At 64.7% G+C, this 17353-nt stretch carries 16 protein-coding genes; 10 read left to right on the top strand and 6 right to left on the bottom strand.

The annotated features are described in order from the left end of the window. Nucleotides 1-63: 63 nt before the first annotated feature. Genes ilvD through ED21_RS02480 form a run of 3 tightly spaced genes read left to right on the top strand, consistent with a single transcriptional unit; the run spans nucleotide 64 to nucleotide 4528 of the window. Complete coding sequence (ilvD, locus tag ED21_RS02490) at nucleotides 64-1911, top strand: dihydroxy-acid dehydratase (RefSeq protein ID WP_006832246.1); 1848 nt, start codon at nucleotides 64-66, stop codon at nucleotides 1909-1911. Between the two features lie 38 nt (nucleotides 1912-1949). Next, on the top strand, nucleotides 1950-3338 hold the full coding sequence (locus tag ED21_RS02485) for an NAD(P)H-hydrate dehydratase (protein ID WP_006832245.1): 1389 nt from the start codon (nucleotides 1950-1952) through the stop codon (nucleotides 3336-3338). Then, nucleotides 3335-4528, top strand: a complete 1194-nt coding sequence (locus ED21_RS02480; RefSeq protein ID WP_006832244.1) for a class I SAM-dependent RNA methyltransferase — start codon at nucleotides 3335-3337, stop codon at nucleotides 4526-4528. The genes ED21_RS02485 and ED21_RS02480 overlap by 4 nt, the downstream gene beginning before the upstream one ends. 3 nt (nucleotides 4529-4531) lie before the next feature. Here ED21_RS02480 and ED21_RS02475 read toward each other — a convergent pair whose 3' ends face one another. Then, nucleotides 4532-4834: an acyl carrier protein gene (locus ED21_RS02475; RefSeq protein ID WP_006832243.1), complete on the bottom strand. Its 303-nt coding sequence runs from the start codon at nucleotides 4832-4834 to the stop codon at nucleotides 4532-4534. 125 nt (nucleotides 4835-4959) lie between these two features. On the opposite strand from ED21_RS02475, the gene ED21_RS02470 reads away from it, so the two are divergent. The 3 genes from ED21_RS02470 to ED21_RS02460 all read left to right on the top strand — a co-directional run bounded on the left by ED21_RS02470 (nucleotide 4960) and on the right by ED21_RS02460 (nucleotide 8999). After that, on the top strand, nucleotides 4960-6489 hold the full coding sequence (locus tag ED21_RS02470) for an acyl-CoA ligase (AMP-forming), exosortase A system-associated (RefSeq protein WP_006832242.1): 1530 nt from the start codon (nucleotides 4960-4962) through the stop codon (nucleotides 6487-6489). Beyond that, nucleotides 6486-7712 (top strand): pyridoxal-dependent decarboxylase, exosortase A system-associated, encoded by a 1227-nt coding sequence (locus tag ED21_RS02465; RefSeq protein ID WP_006832241.1) that lies wholly within the window; start codon nucleotides 6486-6488, stop codon nucleotides 7710-7712. The genes ED21_RS02470 and ED21_RS02465 overlap by 4 nt, the downstream gene beginning before the upstream one ends. 75 nt (nucleotides 7713-7787) lie before the next feature. Then, nucleotides 7788-8999 (top strand): ExeA family protein, encoded by a 1212-nt coding sequence (locus ED21_RS02460; RefSeq protein ID WP_006832240.1) that lies wholly within the window; start codon nucleotides 7788-7790, stop codon nucleotides 8997-8999. A gap of 6 nt (nucleotides 9000-9005) precedes the next feature. On the opposite strand, the gene zapE is transcribed toward ED21_RS02460, so the two are convergent. Genes zapE through ED21_RS02445 form a run of 3 tightly spaced genes read right to left on the bottom strand, consistent with a single transcriptional unit; the run spans nucleotide 9006 to nucleotide 11362 of the window. Beyond that, nucleotides 9006-10118, bottom strand: coding sequence for a cell division protein ZapE (gene zapE / locus ED21_RS02455; protein WP_006832239.1), 1113 nt, complete (start codon nucleotides 10116-10118; stop codon nucleotides 9006-9008). Further along, nucleotides 10115-10576, bottom strand: a complete 462-nt coding sequence (locus ED21_RS02450) for a PaaI family thioesterase (protein ID WP_006832238.1) — start codon at nucleotides 10574-10576, stop codon at nucleotides 10115-10117. Before ED21_RS02450 ends, zapE begins: the two co-directional genes overlap by 4 nt. Before the next feature lie 3 nt (nucleotides 10577-10579). Beyond that, nucleotides 10580-11362, bottom strand: a complete 783-nt coding sequence (locus ED21_RS02445; RefSeq protein WP_006832237.1) for a succinate dehydrogenase iron-sulfur subunit — start codon at nucleotides 11360-11362, stop codon at nucleotides 10580-10582. A 94-nt stretch (nucleotides 11363-11456) separates the two neighbouring features. Between ED21_RS02445 and ED21_RS02440 the strand changes: the two genes are divergently transcribed. Beyond that, nucleotides 11457-12125, top strand: a complete 669-nt coding sequence (locus ED21_RS02440) for a haloacid dehalogenase-like hydrolase (RefSeq protein ID WP_006832236.1) — start codon at nucleotides 11457-11459, stop codon at nucleotides 12123-12125. On the opposite strand, the gene ED21_RS02435 is transcribed toward ED21_RS02440, so the two are convergent. Both ED21_RS02435 and ED21_RS02430 read right to left on the bottom strand, forming a co-directional pair. Then, nucleotides 12122-13219, bottom strand: a complete 1098-nt coding sequence (locus tag ED21_RS02435) for a glycosyltransferase family 4 protein (RefSeq protein ID WP_006832235.1) — start codon at nucleotides 13217-13219, stop codon at nucleotides 12122-12124. The two genes, ED21_RS02440 and ED21_RS02435, sit on opposite strands and share 4 nt — an antisense overlap. Further along, complete coding sequence (locus ED21_RS02430) at nucleotides 13216-14397, bottom strand: CDP-glycerol glycerophosphotransferase family protein (RefSeq protein ID WP_006832234.1); 1182 nt, start codon at nucleotides 14395-14397, stop codon at nucleotides 13216-13218. The genes ED21_RS02435 and ED21_RS02430 overlap by 4 nt, the downstream gene beginning before the upstream one ends. A 130-nt stretch (nucleotides 14398-14527) precedes the next feature. Here ED21_RS02430 and ED21_RS02425 point away from each other — a divergent pair, with 130 nt between their 5' ends. The 3 genes from ED21_RS02425 to ED21_RS02415 all read left to right on the top strand — a co-directional run bounded on the left by ED21_RS02425 (nucleotide 14528) and on the right by ED21_RS02415 (nucleotide 17310). Continuing rightward, nucleotides 14528-15859, top strand: a complete 1332-nt coding sequence (locus ED21_RS02425) for a lipopolysaccharide biosynthesis protein (protein ID WP_006832233.1) — start codon at nucleotides 14528-14530, stop codon at nucleotides 15857-15859. Next, nucleotides 15856-16608 (top strand): nucleotidyltransferase family protein, encoded by a 753-nt coding sequence (locus tag ED21_RS02420; protein ID WP_006832232.1) that lies wholly within the window; start codon nucleotides 15856-15858, stop codon nucleotides 16606-16608. Before ED21_RS02425 ends, ED21_RS02420 begins: the two co-directional genes overlap by 4 nt. Nucleotides 16609-16674: 66 nt before the next feature. Then, entirely contained in the window at nucleotides 16675-17310 is a 636-nt protein-coding gene (locus ED21_RS02415) for a class I SAM-dependent methyltransferase (protein ID WP_006832231.1), read from the top strand. Nucleotides 17311-17353: the final 43 nt, after the last annotated feature.

Below are 17353 nucleotides of genomic sequence, written 5' to 3'. Positions count from 1 at the left end.
ATTCTCGCACAATCCGCTCCGAACCTCTGCTAGAACCGGCTCTCCCGTTTCGAGAGACCAGCCATGCCCCAGTACCGTTCTCGCACCACCACTCACGGCCGCAACATGGCGGGCGCGCGCGGTCTGTGGCGCGCGACGGGGATGAAGGACGAGGATTTCGGCAAGCCAATAATTGCCGTGGTCAACAGCTTCACCCAGTTCGTGCCCGGCCATGTCCACCTCAAAGACCTCGGCCAGCTGGTCGCGCGCGAGATCGAGAAGGCGGGCGGGGTGGCCAAGGAATTCAACACCATCGCGGTGGATGACGGCATCGCCATGGGCCACGACGGCATGCTCTATTCGCTGCCCAGCCGCGACATAATCGCCGACAGCGTGGAATACATGGTCAACGCCCACTGCGCCGATGCGATGGTGTGCATCTCCAATTGCGACAAGATTACGCCCGGCATGCTCATGGCGGCCATGAGGCTGAACATTCCGGCGGTTTTCGTATCGGGCGGCCCGATGGAAGCGGGCAAGGTCGTGGTGAAGGGCAAGGAGGTGGCGCTCGACCTCGTGGATGCCATGGTCGCTGCCGCCGACGAGAGCTATTCCGACGAGGAAGTGACCGCCATAGAACGCTCGGCCTGCCCGACTTGCGGCAGTTGCTCGGGCATGTTCACCGCCAACTCGATGAACTGCCTGACCGAGGCGCTGGGACTTTCGCTGCCGGGCAATGGCTCGACGCTGGCCACCCACGCCGACCGGCAGGGCCTGTTCGAGCGCGCGGGCAGGCTCTCGGTCACGCTGGCGCGCCGTTACTACGAGGAAGACGACGAAAGCGTACTGCCGCGCTCCATCGCCAGTTTCGAGGCGTTCGAGAACGCGATGAGCCTCGATATCGCCATGGGCGGTTCGACCAACACCGTGCTTCACCTGCTGGCCGCCGCGCATGAGGCGGGTGTCGATTTCACCATGGCCGATATCGACCGGCTGAGCCGGAAAGTGCCGTGCCTCTCCAAGGTCGCGCCTGCCAAGAGCGACGTCCATATGGAAGACGTCCATCGCGCCGGCGGCATCATGGCGATCCTGGGGGAGCTGGAGAAGGCGGACCTGCTTCACACCGCGTTGCCGACGGTTCACAGCCCGACCATGGGCGACGCGCTCGACGATTGGGACATCGGGCGGACGCAGAACAGCAAGGTTCGCGAATTTTATTCTGCCGCGCCGGGTGGCGTGCCTACGCAGACGGCCTTCAGCCAGTCCGCACGGTGGGAAAGCCTCGATATCGACCGGCAAAACGGGGTCATCCGCAGCGCCGAACACGCCTTTAGCAAGGATGGCGGCCTCGCCGTGCTCTATGGCAACATCGCGCGCGACGGCTGCATCGTGAAGACTGCCGGTGTGGACGAGAGCATCCTGACCTTCTCCGGCCAAGCCAAGGTCTATGAGAGCCAGGACGATGCTGTGACCGCCATCCTTACCGGACAAGTGATGAAAGGCGATGTAGTGGTCATCCGCTACGAAGGACCCCGCGGCGGGCCGGGGATGCAGGAAATGCTCTACCCTACCAGCTATCTCAAATCGAAGGGCCTGGGCGCGGCATGCGCGCTGCTCACCGATGGGCGCTTCTCCGGCGGGACGTCCGGCCTCTCGATTGGGCACGTCTCACCGGAAGCCGCGGAAGGCGGAGCAATCGGGCTGGTGGAAGAGGGCGACCTCATCGAGATCTCGATCCCTGACCGCACGATCAACCTCGCTGTGTCCGACGAAGCGCTTGCCGAGCGGCGTGCTTCTCGTGAGGAGCAGGGCTGGGAGCCGGCCAAGCCGCGTCCGCGCAAGGTGAGCCAGGCTCTGGAAGCCTACGCAGCCATGACCACCTCTGCCGCGCGCGGGGCGATCCGCGATGTTTCGCAGCTGAAGCGCCGCTAGAGCTTGCCCCGCGCGGCATTGCGTGGCAGCCGCCGCGCATGCCTCCGACCGCTGTCCTCACCGTCGACCAGATGCGCGCTGCCGAGCAGGCTGCAATGTCTGCCGGAACCTCTGAGTGGGAGCTGATGCAGCGCGCCGGCGAGGGCGCGGCACAGTGGGTCGCGCGCATGGCGGGTGGACGCGATGTCTGCGTGCTCTGCGGCCCCGGCAATAATGGCGGCGATGGCTATGTAATTGCTGAGAGCCTGAGGCGCCGCGGCAACTTGGTGCATGTCGTCGCCCCCAAGGAACCGCGCACGGACACCGCGCGGACAGCGCGGAACGCCTACAAGGGTGAAGTCTCGACCGAGGGCCTGCCGCACGACCACGTCTATGTCGACTGTCTCTTCGGTTACGGCCTCACCCGCGAGGTGACCGGCGAGTTTGCCCAGCTGCTCAAAGTACTTCAGGACGCTACCGGCTACAAGATAGCTGTCGATGTGCCGAGCAGCGTCGCCAGCGATACGGGCGAGCGGCTCGGTTCTGTGGTCGAGTACGATCTGACGCTGGCTTTGGGAGGCTGGAAAAGGGCGCATTTCACCATGCCGGTCATGGCCACCATGGGCGTAAAGCGCGTGGTCGACATCGGGCTGGACCTTCCCGCCGATGCTCCGCGCCTAAGCAAAGCGCCCTGCATTTCGGCCCCTCTTGCGGATGCCCACAAATATCGCCGTGGTCTCCTCGCTATTGTCGCTGGGGATATGCCCGGCGCGCCGCTGCTCGCGGCCGAGGCTGCGATGCGCAGCGGGGCAGGGTATGTGAAGCTGCTGAGCAATCATTCGCATCCCGACGCGCCAGCCGAACTTGTCATCGAGAGCGCTGCGACGAAAGAAACCCTTTTCGACGATCGCCTGTCGGCCATCCTCGTCGGACCCGGACTGGGGCGGAACCCTGAAGCGCGCGACGCGCTCGGCACCGCGCTTGAGGCAGGGCGGCCCGCGATCCTAGACGCCGACGCGCTCCATCTCCTCGATCCTGCGCGGGTTGCAGGCTGCGACACGGCTAGGATAGGCGTAACGCCGCACGAAGGCGAACTGGCCAAGCTGTGCGAGGCCTTCGGGATCGACGCTGCCAGCAAATTCGACCGAGCCGACGCCCTGCATTCGAGGACGGGCATAACCGTGCTTGCGAAGGGGCCGGACACCCTTCTTGCCGGACCCGATGGAGTGCGTTTCTTCGAACGCGGATCGAGCTGGCTTTCCGTTGCCGGCACGGGCGATGTCCTGGCGGGCATTGCCGCTGCGCGCCTCGCCGTTCTGGGCGATGTGCAGCAATCGCTCGAAGAGGCCGTGTGGATCCATCACGAATCTGCGCGCCTCGCTGGTCCTGCCTTCACAGCCGGAAAGCTGGGTCGCACAGTCGACAACGCCTTGGGGAGCTTTCTGTGAGTGAAGAGACCATCCTGCGGATCGCCGCCAAGGGCGATGGCGTCACCGAGAATGGCCGCCATGTATCCGGAGCCGTTACCGGGGACACGGTGCGCGAAGACGAGACTATCCTTCCCGGTCCGCACCATGTCGAACCGCCCTGTCGCCACTTCGGAACCTGTGGCGGGTGCCAGTTGCAGCAGGCCGATGAGGCAGCGCTACGCCAGTTCGTGACCGAGCGCGTCGCCTTCGCCGCCGAAGCGCAGGAGCTTAACGTGGGCGAAGTCCTCCTCACGCACCTGTCCCCGCCATGCACGCGCCGCCGCGCGACGTTGCACGCGTTGAAGGCCGGAAAAAGCGCGGTCATCGGCTTCCGCGAAGCGCGCAGCACTCGCGTGGTCGATATGCGCGAATGCCATATCCTCGCGCCCGAGCTCTTTGCGCTGGTTTCGCCCCTGCGTAATCTCATAGCCAAGCATTCGGGCAGGCGACCCATCGACATCTCGCTGACGTTGGCGGATCAAGGCGTGGATTGCCAGCTTAAGGGCTTCACCGCCGAAGGTCTCGCCGCAACCGAGGCGCTGCTCGATTTCGCGCGCGATCATGGGCTTGCCCGCCTCGCGCTCGATCAGGGCTATGGCGCGGAAACGGTGTGGGAGCCCGAGCCGGTCACGATCACTCTCGGGTCGATTCCCGTGGGCTTACCGCAGAACTCGTTCCGGCAACCGACCCGCGACGGCGAGCAGGTGCTGGTGTCCGACACGGCAGAGTTCGTCGGTGATGCGCGAACTGTGGCCGATTTGTTCGCGGGCCTAGGCACCTTTGCCTTCGCGCTATCCGACCCTGCCAAGGTGCTGGCGGTCGAGGCGGCGCGCGATGCGCATCTCGCCTGCAAGACGGCGGCCAATATGCGCGGCGTTCCGGTCCATGCAATGCACCGCGACCTGTTCCGCAATCCCCTCACGGCGGAGGAAGTATCGCGCTTCGGCGCAATCGTGCTCGATCCTCCACGCGCGGGGGCACGCGAACAAGTGGCGCAGATTGCGCAGAGTACGGCTTCCCGCGTCGTCTATGTCAGCTGCAATCCGTCGAGCTGGGCGCGCGATGTAAAGACGCTCGTGGATGCGGGGTTCCGGCTGGAAAAGCTGCGGCCGGTGGGGCAGTTCCGCTGGTCGACCCATGTCGAGCTGACCAGCTATTTCACGCGTTAGGCCTCAGGCTTCGACGCATTTCGCTTCGGCGAAGGCCAGCAGCCCGCCATAGGTTTCGAGCATTTCGCCATCGACGTCCTCGTCCTCGATAACGATGCCGAGGCGATCTTCCATCTCGGTGAAGAGCGTGGCGACGGCCATGCTGTCGAGTTCCGGAAGATGGCCGAAAAGGCCGGTTTCCGCGTCAAATTCCTCCACCCGCTCCGCGTCCAGAGAAAGCACGTCGACAAGGATCGCGCGCAGGCGCTCGTCGATCGCGCTGCGGCTTGGGCCGGTGGGTTCGGCAGTGACGGTCTCGCAGGTCATCCTGATGGCTGTTTTCCCGTAGCTCAAAGGCGGGCCTGCCCTTAGCGGCGCAGGGGAGGGCGTGCAAGGCGGCAGGGTGCGGCGCCTCTTGCGCTGGATGCGCGTTAAAGGGATAGCGGGCGACAATGGCCGCATCTGACCACCCCGCGCTCGATCCCGTTCCGCACCCGCTCGACCATCTTGCCGAGCGTGGGCCGCGCAATGCGCCCGCTCTGGTCCTGAAAGAGCGGACCCTTACGCATGGCGATCTTGCCGCGCGCGTGGCGCTGCTTGCCGGATGGCTGGCGAGCCGCTGGAATGCCGGGGACCGGATCGCGAGTTGGGCGGCGAAGGGAGAATTGACCTGCCTGCTCCCGCTGGCGGCGGCGCGGGCGGGAATGGTGCATGTGCCGATCAATCCGTTGCTGAAACGGGCGCAGGTCGCGCACATCCTATCGGACAGCGGGGCGAGCGTGCTCATTGCGACCGCTGCGCGGCTCAAGTCGCTGGAAGATCCGGATACTCCTGCAGGATGCGCGCCGATGTCCGAAGAGGATGCGTGGCAGGAGGCAGAACGCGTTGACGCCATGCTCCCACTCTCTGAACGCGATCCCGAGAAGCTTGCCGCGATCCTCTACACCAGCGGCTCGACCGGCAAGCCCAAGGGCGTGATGCTGAGCCATGCCAACATGTGGCTCGGCGCGGTTTCGGTGGCGCATTACCTTGGGCTGGCGGCCGATGACGTGACGCTCGCGGTCTTGCCGCTCAGCTTCGATTACGGCCAGAGCCAGTTGCTTTCGACCTGGTACGCGGGCGGCAGCGTAGTGCCGCTTGACTATCTCTTCCCGCGCGATGTCGCGAAAGCCTGCGCCAGGCACGCAGTGACGACGCTGGCGGCGGTTTCGCCACTCTGGGTGCAACTGGGCGAGGTGAAGTGGCCTGAAGAGGCGGTGACGTCCTTGCGGCGAGTGACCAACAGCGGCGGCGCGTTGACCGTGGAAATTATCTCAGATTTGCGGGATAAACTACCGAATAAAAAGATCTTTCCGATGTATGGGCTTACCGAGGCGTTCCGGTCGACCTATCTCGATCCCGACCTTGTGGCGGAGCATCCCACTTCGATGGGGCGCGCGATACCCTTCGCCGAAATCCTCGTAATCGACGAAGCTGGCAATGTGTGCGAGGCCGGAGAGGAGGGCGAACTTGTCCATTGCGGACCGCTTGTTGCACAAGGTTACTGGAACGACCCTGCTAGGACCCTTGAACGATTTCGGCCGGCGCCCGCTGCCTCGACCTATGGCGGCACGGCAGTATGGTCTGGCGACCGGGTGAAACGCGACGAGAAGGGCTTGCTCTATTTCGTCGGCCGCCGCGATGCGATGATCAAGTCCTCGGGCAATCGCATCAGCCCGCAGGAGATCGAAAGCGCTGCGCTGGCGACGGGTCTCGTGGCCGAAGCAGTCGCGCTGGGTGTCCCCGACACGCGCCTGGGTCATGCGATCCACCTCGTCGTGCGCGGCGACGAGGGCGCGAGGGCCGACTTGCTGGCCCGGCAAATTGCAAAGGAACTTCCCAATTTCATGCAACCCCAGGTGATCCACTGGCGCGAGGCGATGCCGCTCAATCCCAATGGCAAGATCGACCGCACGGCGCTCGCGGCGGAGATCGGCGCGTGAAGCCGCTCGGCCCCATTCCCGCCGGGTTCGAAGCGATCGACGGCGAACTGGCGATTTCGGGCCGCAAGGCCAGCGATCTTGCCGCTGAAGCACGTCGCACGCCGCTGTTCGTCTATTCGCAGACGATGATCGACGAGCGCGTTGCGCGGCTTCGGGCCGCCATGCCCAACCGTTTGCGGATCAACTACGCGATCAAGGCGAACAGTTTCGCGCCGCTGCTGGAGCATCTGGCCAGACTGGTCGACGGGCTGGACATTGCCTCGGGCGGGGAACTGGCGATGGTCGAGACGGCGGGTGTCGCTGGCGCGCGGGTCAGCTTCGCCGGGCCCGGCAAGCGCGACGCGGAACTCGAAGCGGCGATCCGCGCGGGCGTGACGCTCAATCTCGAAAGCGAGAACGAGGCCCGCCGTGCGCTCGCGATCGGTGAAAAGCTGGGTGTCACACCGCGCCTCGCCATCCGCGTGAACCCCGATTTCGAGCTCAAGGGATCGGGCATGAAGATGGGCGGGGGCGCCAAGCCCTTTGGCGTCGATGCCGAGCGCGTGCCTGCGCTGGCCAGGGAAATCATTGGTGCAGGGTGCGAGTTTCGCGGGCTCCATATCTTCCCCGGCAGCCAGGCGCTGGACGCCGACGCGGTGATCGAGACGCAGGCAAGCACGCTCGATCTCGCCCACCGGATTGCCAGCGAGGCCGGACTGGACCTGCCCAAGCTCAACATGGGCGGCGGCTACGGCATTCCCTACTTCAACGGGGATACCCCGCTCGACATCGAGCGGGTCGGCGCGGCGCTGGAGGAGCGGTTTGCGAACCTCCCCGACACGCTCGCGGGCGCTGAGCTCTTCATCGAACTTGGCCGCTACATCGTCGGCGAAGCGGGTGTCTACCTCACTCGTATCCTCGACCGGAAGGAAAGCCACGGCGAGACCTATCTCGTCACGGATGGCGGTCTTCACCACCAGCTCGCAGCCTCGGGCAATTTCGGCACGGTCGTGCGGCGCAATTACCCGCTCGCCATCGCCTCGCGTTTCGATGCCGAGCCGAGCGAGGTGGCCAATGTCGTCGGCTGCCTGTGCACCCCGCTCGACAGGCTCGCCGACAAGGCGCAGTTGCCGCGCGCCGAGGTGGGCGATCTCGTCGCCGTGTTCTGCGCCGGTGCCTATGGCGCCAGCGCCTCGCCCAGCGCCTTTCTCGGGCAGGGGCCGGCGGAAGAAATGCTGGTTTGAGGCACCTATCAACCATTTAACCATATTTACCCTGTAGGGATTGCGCGCATACGAAAGTTTGGTCGAAGGCAGTCGATGTACGAGGATTTCTACGGATTTAGCGAGCGGCCCTTCCAGCTTACGCCGGATCCCTCGTTCTATTTCGAGAGCGTCACGCACAAGAAGGCGCTGAGCTATCTCAGCTTTGGCCTTCAGCAGGGCGAGGGCTTCATCGTCATCACTGGCGAGGTCGGGGCGGGCAAGTCCACGCTGGTGGGCCATTTGCGCAACCGGCTCGACTGGAACAGCGTCACCGTGGGCGAAGTCGTTACCAGCGCGCTCGGCAGCGAGGAAATGATCGCCATGGCCGCGCACAGCTTCGGCCTGGAGGTCGATCACGCGGACAAGGCCGGGGCGCTCTCGAAAATCGAGAATTTCCTGCAGGACGAAGCGCGCGCGGGGCGCAAGGTGCTGCTCGTGGTGGACGAGGCGCAGAACCTCACCGTCGGCGCGCTCGAAGAACTGCGGATGTTGTCGAACTTCCATCTGGGCGCGCAGCCGCTGTTGCAGATGCTTCTGCTCGGCCAGCCGGAGTTCAAGCAGCTGCTGTCCGAATGGGACCAGCTCGAACAATTGCGCCAGCGCGTGATCGCGGCGCATCATCTCGATGCGATGCAGCCCGAAGAAATCGAGCCTTATGTGATTCACCGGCTCGAACATGTCGGTTACAAGTTCCGGCCCCGGTTCGAGGACGCGATCTGGGAGCGTATCCAGCGCGAAAGCCGCGGTATTCCGCGCCTCGTCAACCGCATCATGTCGCGCGTGCTGATGAAGGGTGCGGGGGAAGAGCGCGAGGTGATCGATGACGCTTTCGTTGCTGCGGTCATCGACGAGATCAATGGCAAGGCACCCGAGGAGGCCCCGATGAGCGAATACACGCCCCGGTCCGAGAAATCCGGCCTCCAGCCCATGCCGACAGCTCCGGTCGAGGACAATCCGGCTCCCGAAGTGGAAGGCTATCAGGAGTGGGACGATAGGCCGGGGCAGGACGAGGGCAACGCCCTTCTCGACGCGCAGATTTCCGCGATTGAGGAAGCCTTCGCCCAGCGCGACAAGGTCATCGCTTCGCTCCGACGAGAAGTCGCACAGCTTCGTGATACGCCGCCTGCCGAGCCTTCCGATGGCAGCCACGACGCGCGCCTTGCGGCAATCGAAACCCGGCTCGATGAGCAGGAACGCTCGCTGCGCCACGTGCTGACGATGATGATCGACTATTTCGAGAGCAGCGCCACGCGCAACGCCGCCTGACGTTTCTCAGGCGAACCCGTGGCCGCGCGCCATGTAATCGGCGCTTTGCATTTCCTTGAGGCGGCTGACAGTGCGCTCGAACTCGAAAGCGCCGTCGCCTGCGGTGTAGAGGTCTTCGGGCTCGGCCGCCGCCGTGGCGAAGAGCTTCACGTTGTTTTCGTACAGCGCATCGACCAGCTTGGTGAAGCGTATTGCCTCGTTGCGGTTTTCCGGCGACAGGCGCGGAATGCCGACCACGATCACCGTGTGATAGGCGTGGGCGAGGGCGAGGTAATCCGCCGCGCCGCGGTTCTCGCCGCACAAGCGCTTGAAGCTGAAGACTCCGACCCCCTTGAGGCTCTTGGGGACGTGGAGCGTCCGTCCGCCGCCGAGATCGATTTCGCCGCTAGGGACGTGCTCGGCGTCCTCGGGCTTGTAGTCGGTCAGCCGGAAGAAGGCCTCGCGCACTTGGGCAGTTGCTGGATCACCCAGTGGCGTGTGCCAGGTGTCGAGATCGCCCAGACGGTCGAGCCGGTAATCGGTCGGGCCGTTCAGCGGCATCCCATCGAGTTCGGCCTGGATGAGATCGATGAACGGCAGGAAGAGCGAGCGGTTGAGGCCGTCCTTGTAGAGATCGGACGGGGGCCGGTTGCTGGTGGTCACGACGCTTACGCCTTCGTCGCAGATCAGCGCCGTGAACAGGCGCGCCATGATCGCCGCGTCGGCGGTATTGTTGACCACCATTTCGTCGAAGGCGAGGCAGCGGACATCGCTAGCAAGCCGCGCGGCCACGAGAGCGATGGGATCACCCGCTTCCTTCTTCCGCTCTTCGCGGATCAGGCGGTCGACTTCCAGCATGAACTCGTGAAAGTGTACGCGGCGCTTCTCGGCAATGGCCAGCGTTTCCACGAAGATATCCATCAGCATGGATTTGCCGCGCCCGACGCCGCCCCACATGTAGACACCCTGCGGACGGGTTTTCTTCGGCCGGAACAGCTGGCTGAGGATGCCGCCGGAGGTCTCCGCCTCGAGGTCCTTCTGGAGCTTGTCGAGCCGTTCGGCGGCGCGGCGCTGGTCGGGATCGGCGCGCAGTTCGCCGGCAGCGACGAGCTTCTCGTAGCGCGCGAGCATGCCGGTCATTTGGGACGCATCTTCTTCACGATGCCGGAGAAGGAGGCGACCACGTGTTCGTCCTGCTCGACCGTGCCGCGCACGAAAACGAGGCCGCCGGTTTCCTTCACGATCTCGGTCACTGCGTCGAGCGGACGGTCGGGCTTGCCGCCGCCGGTGAACTGGGTCGAAAGTTCCAGCGTCACCGAGGGGCCGGCGTTGCCGCTGCCCAGCGTGTGCATGGTGGTGAAGAGCGAGATGTCGATCAGCGACAGCGTAACCGCGCCGTGGATGATGCCTTGCAGGTTTTCGTGGCGGCGTTCGGGAAACATGCGCAGGCGCGCGTGCTTGCCGTCAGGATCGAGGCGGGTGATGAGCTTGCCCATCACCGCGCCGTTGAACAGCGTCTCGTCCTTGAGGTTCCAGTGCCGCCAGCCCGGATTGTCCGGGTCGGGGCCGTGCTCGAAAACGTCTTCGCTTAAAGCCACGAATCAGATGGCGCGTTCGGCCATCATCTTCTTGGTTTCGGCGATCGCCTTGGCGGGGCTTAGGCCCTTGGGGCAGACGTTCGCGCAGTTCATGATCGTGTGGCAGCGATAGAGGCGGAAGGGATCTTCCAGCTGGTCCAACCGCTCACCGGTCATCTCGTCGCGACTGTCGGCAAGCCAGCGGTAGGCCTGAAGCAGTATCGCCGGGCCGAGGAACTTGTCGCTGTTCCACCAATAGCTCGGGCACGAGGTCGAGCAGCAGGCGCACAGGATGCATTCGTAAAGGCCGTCGAGCTTCTCACGCTGTTCGGGCGACTGGAGGCGTTCCTTGCCGCTGGGCGTGGTGGAGACGGTCTGCAGCCAGGGGCGGATGCTGGCATACTGTGCGTAGAAGTGGGTGAAATCGGGGACGAGGTCCTTGATCACTTCCATGTGCGGCAGCGGCGTGATGCGGATCTCGCCCTTCAGGTCGTCGATCGCGGTGGTGCAGGCCAGACCGTTCTTGCCGTTCATGTTCATCGAGCACGAACCGCAGATGCCTTCGCGGCACGAACGGCGGAAGGTCAGCGTCGGGTCGACCTCGTTCTTGATCTTGAACAGCGCGTCGAGGACCATCGGGCCGCATTCGTCGAGGTCGATCTCGAAGGTGTCGTAACGGGGATTTTCGCCGGTGTCGGGATCGTAGCGATAGACCTTGAACTTCTTCACGCGTGCGGCGCCCTCGGCCTTATGCACGCGGGACTTGCCGGTGATCTTCGAATTCTTCGGAAGGGTGAAGGTCGCCATGTGTATTCGATCCTGTCTGCGGTTGCGCCCTCTCTAGCTGTTGCACGGCATGGCGCAAGGGGGTGGAAGGCGCGAATTACGCATCGCTTGATGCATGGAACCGAAGCTGCCAGTCAGCGGCGCAATGAAAGTGGCGATCTACGATCTCGACAAGACGCTGGTGCGGCGCGCGACCTTCACGCCGTTCCTGGCCTTCGCCGCGCGCCGGATCGCCCCCTGGCGGCTTGTCCTGCTACCAGTCTGGGTGCTGATGATGGTGGGTTATCGGATCGGGCTCTATGACCGAACCACGCTCAAGACGCACGGGATGAAGCTGATGCTGGGACGGCCCGACCTTGGCCGGTTGGAAGCGGTCGGGGAAGCGTTTGCCGAGCATCATCTTGCAAGGGCGGGTTGGATCGGCGAGGTGGTGACGATGGCTGAGCACGATCGCGCCGAGGGATCTGTGCTGGTGGTGGCGACGGCGGCCTTCGAATTCTACGCCCGTGCCTTTGCCCGCCGGCTCGGCATCGAGGTTGTCATCGCCACGCGCTGGGACGGCAGCGGCATTCCGGGCGGCAATTGCTATGGCGAGGAAAAGCGCCGACGCGTGACCGAATGGCTCGCAGTGCAAGGCGAGGTGTCCTCGGTCCGTTTCGCCAGCGACAGTTTTGCCGATGCCCCGTCGCTCGAGCAGGCGGATGATGCGGTGTTCGTTACCGCAAGCCCGCGCAAGAAAGCCCGTGCCGAGGCACGCGGGTGGCGAGTAGTCGAGGGGCTCTAGCTGCGAGCGAGTTCGCGCAGACGCTCGACAATTTCGGCGGCGACCCTTTCGAACCGATCCTGCGGATAGAGATCGAGCGCCCGCTGGCGCGCGGCCTCTCCCATGGCGGCGAGATCCTGCGGATTCGCCAGCAGGTCGCCCAGCGCTCCGGCCAAGGCCTTCGGGTCCTCGGCGGGCACGATACGGCCCATCGCCTCGCTGTCGACCGTGTGCGGCATTTCGCCGACATCGGACACCACCACGGGCAGCCCGGTCGCCATGGCTTCGTGCATGGCGATGCAGAATCCCTCGCGGCGCGAGGGCTGGAGGTAGAGGTGCAGTCCGGCAAGGAACTCGGCAGGCCGGTCTATGAAGCCCGCGAAGGTGATGTTTGCCAGCCCGATTGCTTCGGCCTGCTCGCGAAGGGCTTCTCCTTCCGGCCCCTGTCCCCCGATGATCAGCTCAAAGTCGGGGAGGTCTCGCCCGCGCAGAAGCGCCAGCGCCTCGAGAAGGAGGTCGTAGGCCTTGCTCACGTGGAGCCGCCCCAATGCGCCGATGCGTACGGGTTGGCCATCGCTCCAGCGGGCAGGTGTGGGGGCATCCGGATCGGCTGCAAAGATCGGCCAGGTCACGACCCTATCCGGCGCCAGCTTCAGCCGCTCGCGGGTCAGCTGCGCGACCTCGGTGCTGTCGGCGATCCAGAATGCGCTCGCCTTGCGCCGCCAGCGCAGCAGCCGCTCGTTCCAAGGCTTGAGATAGGCGCTGTGTTGCCAGCTGGCGACGGGCACGCGAAGCTCGCGACCGACTTCTTGCCCAAGCAGCGTGGCACGTGTCAGCGATGTCCAGATCGCGTCGGGGGCAAATTCCTTGATCTCCCCTCGCAACCAGCGCAGCGCGCCGAGGTGATCGGACAGCGAGCCATCGAAAACGCGCGGCTCGATGCCGGCCTCGACCAGGCGCGGGATCGCCTTGCCGTCTTTCCGCGCCAGGGCGAACAACCGGACTTCAGCCCCGTTCGCCTCGATGCTGCGGATAATGGCGGGAAGGGGGGACTGCGCCCCACCGCCCTCCATCGAGTTGATCACATAGGCGATGCGCAAGGGGGCGTCACTCATTGCGCTGCGGTCTCGCTGACGCCAAGAAGGTCGGCAATCGCTTCCGCGGCGCGCTGCGAGGCAGGCTTTTCTTGCAGGTCGAAGGTGTAGTCGATGAGCTCCCACTGCGCCTCGCGGTACTGCGCGCCTAAGGCTTCGAAATCGTCCAGCTTCGCGGTCAGATCTTCCACCGAGGAGCACACCGGCCCGCTCTTCCAGAAGTGGTGCCATTCGTCATCGCTTGCGCGGCCCTTGTCGCGGCAGTCGAGGAAATAGGCGGGCCGGGGCTTCACAAGGAACTCATACATCTGGCTCGACACGTCGCCGATGTAGGCGTCGGCAGACAGCGTGTAGGCCATGTCGAACAGGTGTGGGCCGTCGACATCGACCAGTACGTTGTCGGCGGCGAGCGCTTCCTCCGGTACATCGGGCCGCCGGCGCGCGAGTTTGTATTCGGGCGAGATATGCGTTTCCTTGCGAAACAGCATGACATGGGGCGCGAAGATAAGGTTGAACTTCTGCCCCTCCGGCGAGGCGAACCAGCGCAGGAGGTCGGGCCCGGCACCGTACCAGCTGGAAAGATGCGGGTCGAAATGGGGGTTGTAGAGGAAAGTCGGGCGGCCGTTGCCGAAGAAGTCACGCTTGGCATCGAGGTCGACCGTCTCAAACTTGGGGTAGCCGATTACGACGACCTTCTCGCGTTCGACCCCATGAGCGACCAGCTGGTCGACCACCTTTCGCCCCGCCACGAATGCCCGGTCGAATTTGCGATAGTCGGGATGGTAGGCAACGCTGCGATCGCCGGCGCCATGAGGGACCTTGGCGTAGAGCGGGGTCTTGCCCGAAGGCAGGTGCTTCTTGGTGCGCAGGCAGGTGCGCTCCGTCGACATAACGAGGTCGGCCTGTTCGAACAGATCGAGGTTTAGTCGTAGCCGCAGGAGGCGCGAGGCGGGCAGGATACGGTCGGTCAGTCTCGCTACCACGCGCGCCCAGGCGGGGAGGTCGAGCTGGACCCATTCGAGACTTTCTGCATCGTCCTCGCTCAGGATTGCGCGCACCTGCTGCTCGATCCGGTCGGTCGCATAGGCCAGCTGGCAATCGATCTGCGGAAAACCGCGCGCGGTTGCGGCGGCGATGCCTGCAAGATGGGCGACCTGGTGCGGGGCATCGTGGTTGAAGAGGAAGAGGACGCGAGCCATCGCGCGCCGATATGCTAGCGACGCGCGGATTGCAAAGCGGCTGTCGTCCGATCCTCGCAGCGCCCGGTTTTCGGGGCAAGGGCAGTGTCGCGCCATTGATCGACAGCGTGCACTCGTCCAAAGGGCGCGCATGGAAGGCTCAGAGACCGCGAAGACACGCCGTTCCGGCTTCGCGAACATCCTGAAAAACCTCGCCTGGCTGCTCGGCGGCAAGGGGTTTGCTGCCATCTGCAGCCTAGCCTATCTGGCCATCCTCGCGCGTTCGCTGGAGCTTAAGGACTTCGGCCATTTTTCGCTGATCTTCGCCACCGGACAGCTGCTCTGCGCGCTGGCGACCTTCGAGACCTGGCAGACCATGGTCCGCTTCGGCGCTGAGCCCGTGCAACGCAAGGACTGGAAACGGTTCGGCGAATTGGGCTGGCTGTGCGGCAGTATCGACGTGATGGGCGCCATCGTGGGCTGCGTCCTTGCGGGCGTAATCTACTACGGTTTCGGCAGCCTGCTCGAGCTCAACCCCGAATATGTCGACATGGCCTTCGCATTCAATTGCGCCATGCTGTGGTCGCGCATGACGACACCGACCGGCATCGTGCGCGTGCTCGACCGCTTCGATGTCGGCACTTATGTCGAGGCGGTCATGCCCGCCGGGCGACTGCTGGCGAGCCTCGTCATCATACTTGTGGGCGCGACGGTCGGGCGGTTCCTTTTCGCTTGGGCCTTTTTCGACCTGCTGGTGGGCGCGCTCTACTGGATCATGGCCAAGAGGCTGGCGCCCGAGGCCCTGCGCTGGTCCAATTTCCGTAACCCGTTCAAGGCCCTTCGCGAGGAGCGCGCGCTGCGGCAATTCTTCGGTATTACCTACGGCTCCTCCTCGCTCGACGCGCTGACGCGGCAGGGGCCGCTGCTCGCTGTCGGCTATTTCCTCGGCACCAGCGCAGCGGGGCTCTACCGGCTTGCCGACCAGCTGGCGCTGGGTGTGGCGCGCGTGGCGAACATGATCACCCGCGCCGCCCTGCCGGAGTTCGTGATGGCGCGCACAAGCGTCGAGATCGGGGAATTCCGCAAGCTCGTGCGGCAAGTGACAATACTGGCGAGCCTTGGCGGCGTACTTGTCGCGGTGCTCGCCCTGACGCTGGGCGACTGGATAATGCTGCTGATGGGCGGCGAGGAATTCCTCAAAGCCGCCGACATCCTCGTGCCGGTGGCCATCGGAGCCTCGCTCGGGCTGGCGGGCGTGGCGTTCGAGCCGCTGCTGTTCTCGACCGGGCACGCGCAATATCCCTTTATCATCCGGGCCGTGGGCGCCGTCGCATTGGGGATTACGATCCTGCTGTTCCATGAGGCTGGCCCGGTGGCCATCGGGTGGATGGTCGCGGCGTTGGCCGCGGCGGTGTCGCTGGCTATGGGAATTACGGTTAGGCTGGTCCTCCAGTCCATGGCTGCGTCCGGTCAGGCGAAGTGAGCGCACCAGCAGCCCTTGTCCTCGCCGGAACGCGGCCCGGCGGCGATCCTTTCGCCGATGAACTGGGGCTACCGCACAAGGCGCTGATCGAGCTTGAGGGAGAGACGCTGCTGGCGCGCGTTGTCGGGGCTCTGCGCGCGGCGGGGATGGAGCGCGTGCTTGTCAGCTGTTTGCCCGGTCCGGTTGCCGATCTTGCGCAAAAATTGGGCGCGGAAGTCATTCCGGCAGAGGCTGGGCCGAGCGCCAGCGTGGCCGCGGGTTTCGACCGCACAGGTGCGCCGCTGCTGGTGACGACCAGCGACCATGGTTTGCTCGAAGGCGCATGGGTACGTGAGCTTGTCGAAGGCACGGGCGAGGGGTGCGATCTCTCTGTCATGCTCGCCGAGCGCTCCCGCGTCGAAGCCGCCGTGCTGGGGAGCAAGCGGACCTATCTCCGGTTCGCCGATGGGCACTGGTCAGGTTGCAACCTCTTCTACCTTCGCACACCGGCGGCGCGCCGGGCGCTCGACACCTGGTCGATGGTGGAAGCGGATCGCAAGCGGCCCTGGCGGATAGCGGCGCGGCTTGGTCCGGGAACGCTTGTTTCGATGCTGCTCGGGCGGCTCACGATGGCCGAAGCGCTGCCACGGCTCGGGCGCCGGATAGGCGTGTCTGCCTGCCTCGTCCCGGCCAGTGACGGGTTTGCCGCCGTCGACATAGACAAACAGGCCGATCTCGACCTCGTAAGAGCGCTGCTGGCCGCACGTTAACCAAAACGCTTCCGCCGCGCGGGAATGACGCTAAGCTGTCCGCTCGAGTCGCAGGCCGGAGAGCTTATGGGGATCAAACGGTTCTACGACGCGCATGTGATGCCCCGCGTCATAACGCTGGCGTGCGGGCAGCGCGGGATCGAGAAACGGCGCCGCGAAGTAGTGCCACTCGCCGAAGGGCAAGTCTTCGAACTGGGCTGCGGCGGCGGCCTTAACCAGGCGCTTTACGATCCATCGCGCATCACGCGTTTCGCTGGCATCGATCCGCATGCAAAACTGCTCGAAGGCGCGCGCGAGAGGGCGAGAGCAAAAGGCTGGGATCACGACATTCGAGAAGGGGTAGGGGAGGACATTCCTTTCCCCGACAGCAGCTTCGATACCGCCGTGTGCACCTACACTTTGTGTACGGTCGGCGATCCGGACAGGGTCCTGAGCGAACTGCGCCGCATACTGAAGCCGCGCGGGTGGTTGCTCTTCCTCGAACATGGCAAGGCGCCCGATCCCGAGGTTGCGCGTTGGCAGGAGCGAATCGAACCCTATTGGAAGCCCATGGCCGGCGGCTGCCATTTGACCCGCCCGATCGGCGCATCTCTGCGCGGAGCCGGCTTCGAGGTCGAACCGATCGGTCAGGCCTATCTCGACAAGACGCCCAAGGTGATGGGCTGGATGGAATGGGGTGTCGCCCGGAGAGCCGGCGCCTGATCTCCCACGAAAAACCCCGCCGAACCTGAGGTCCGGCGGGGTC

Source organism: Erythrobacter sp. SD-21, from assembly GCF_000181515.1.
In the GTDB taxonomy this organism is placed as follows: Bacteria; Pseudomonadota; Alphaproteobacteria; order Sphingomonadales; family Sphingomonadaceae; genus Qipengyuania.
This window is presented reverse-complemented; position numbering and strand designations above follow the sequence as displayed.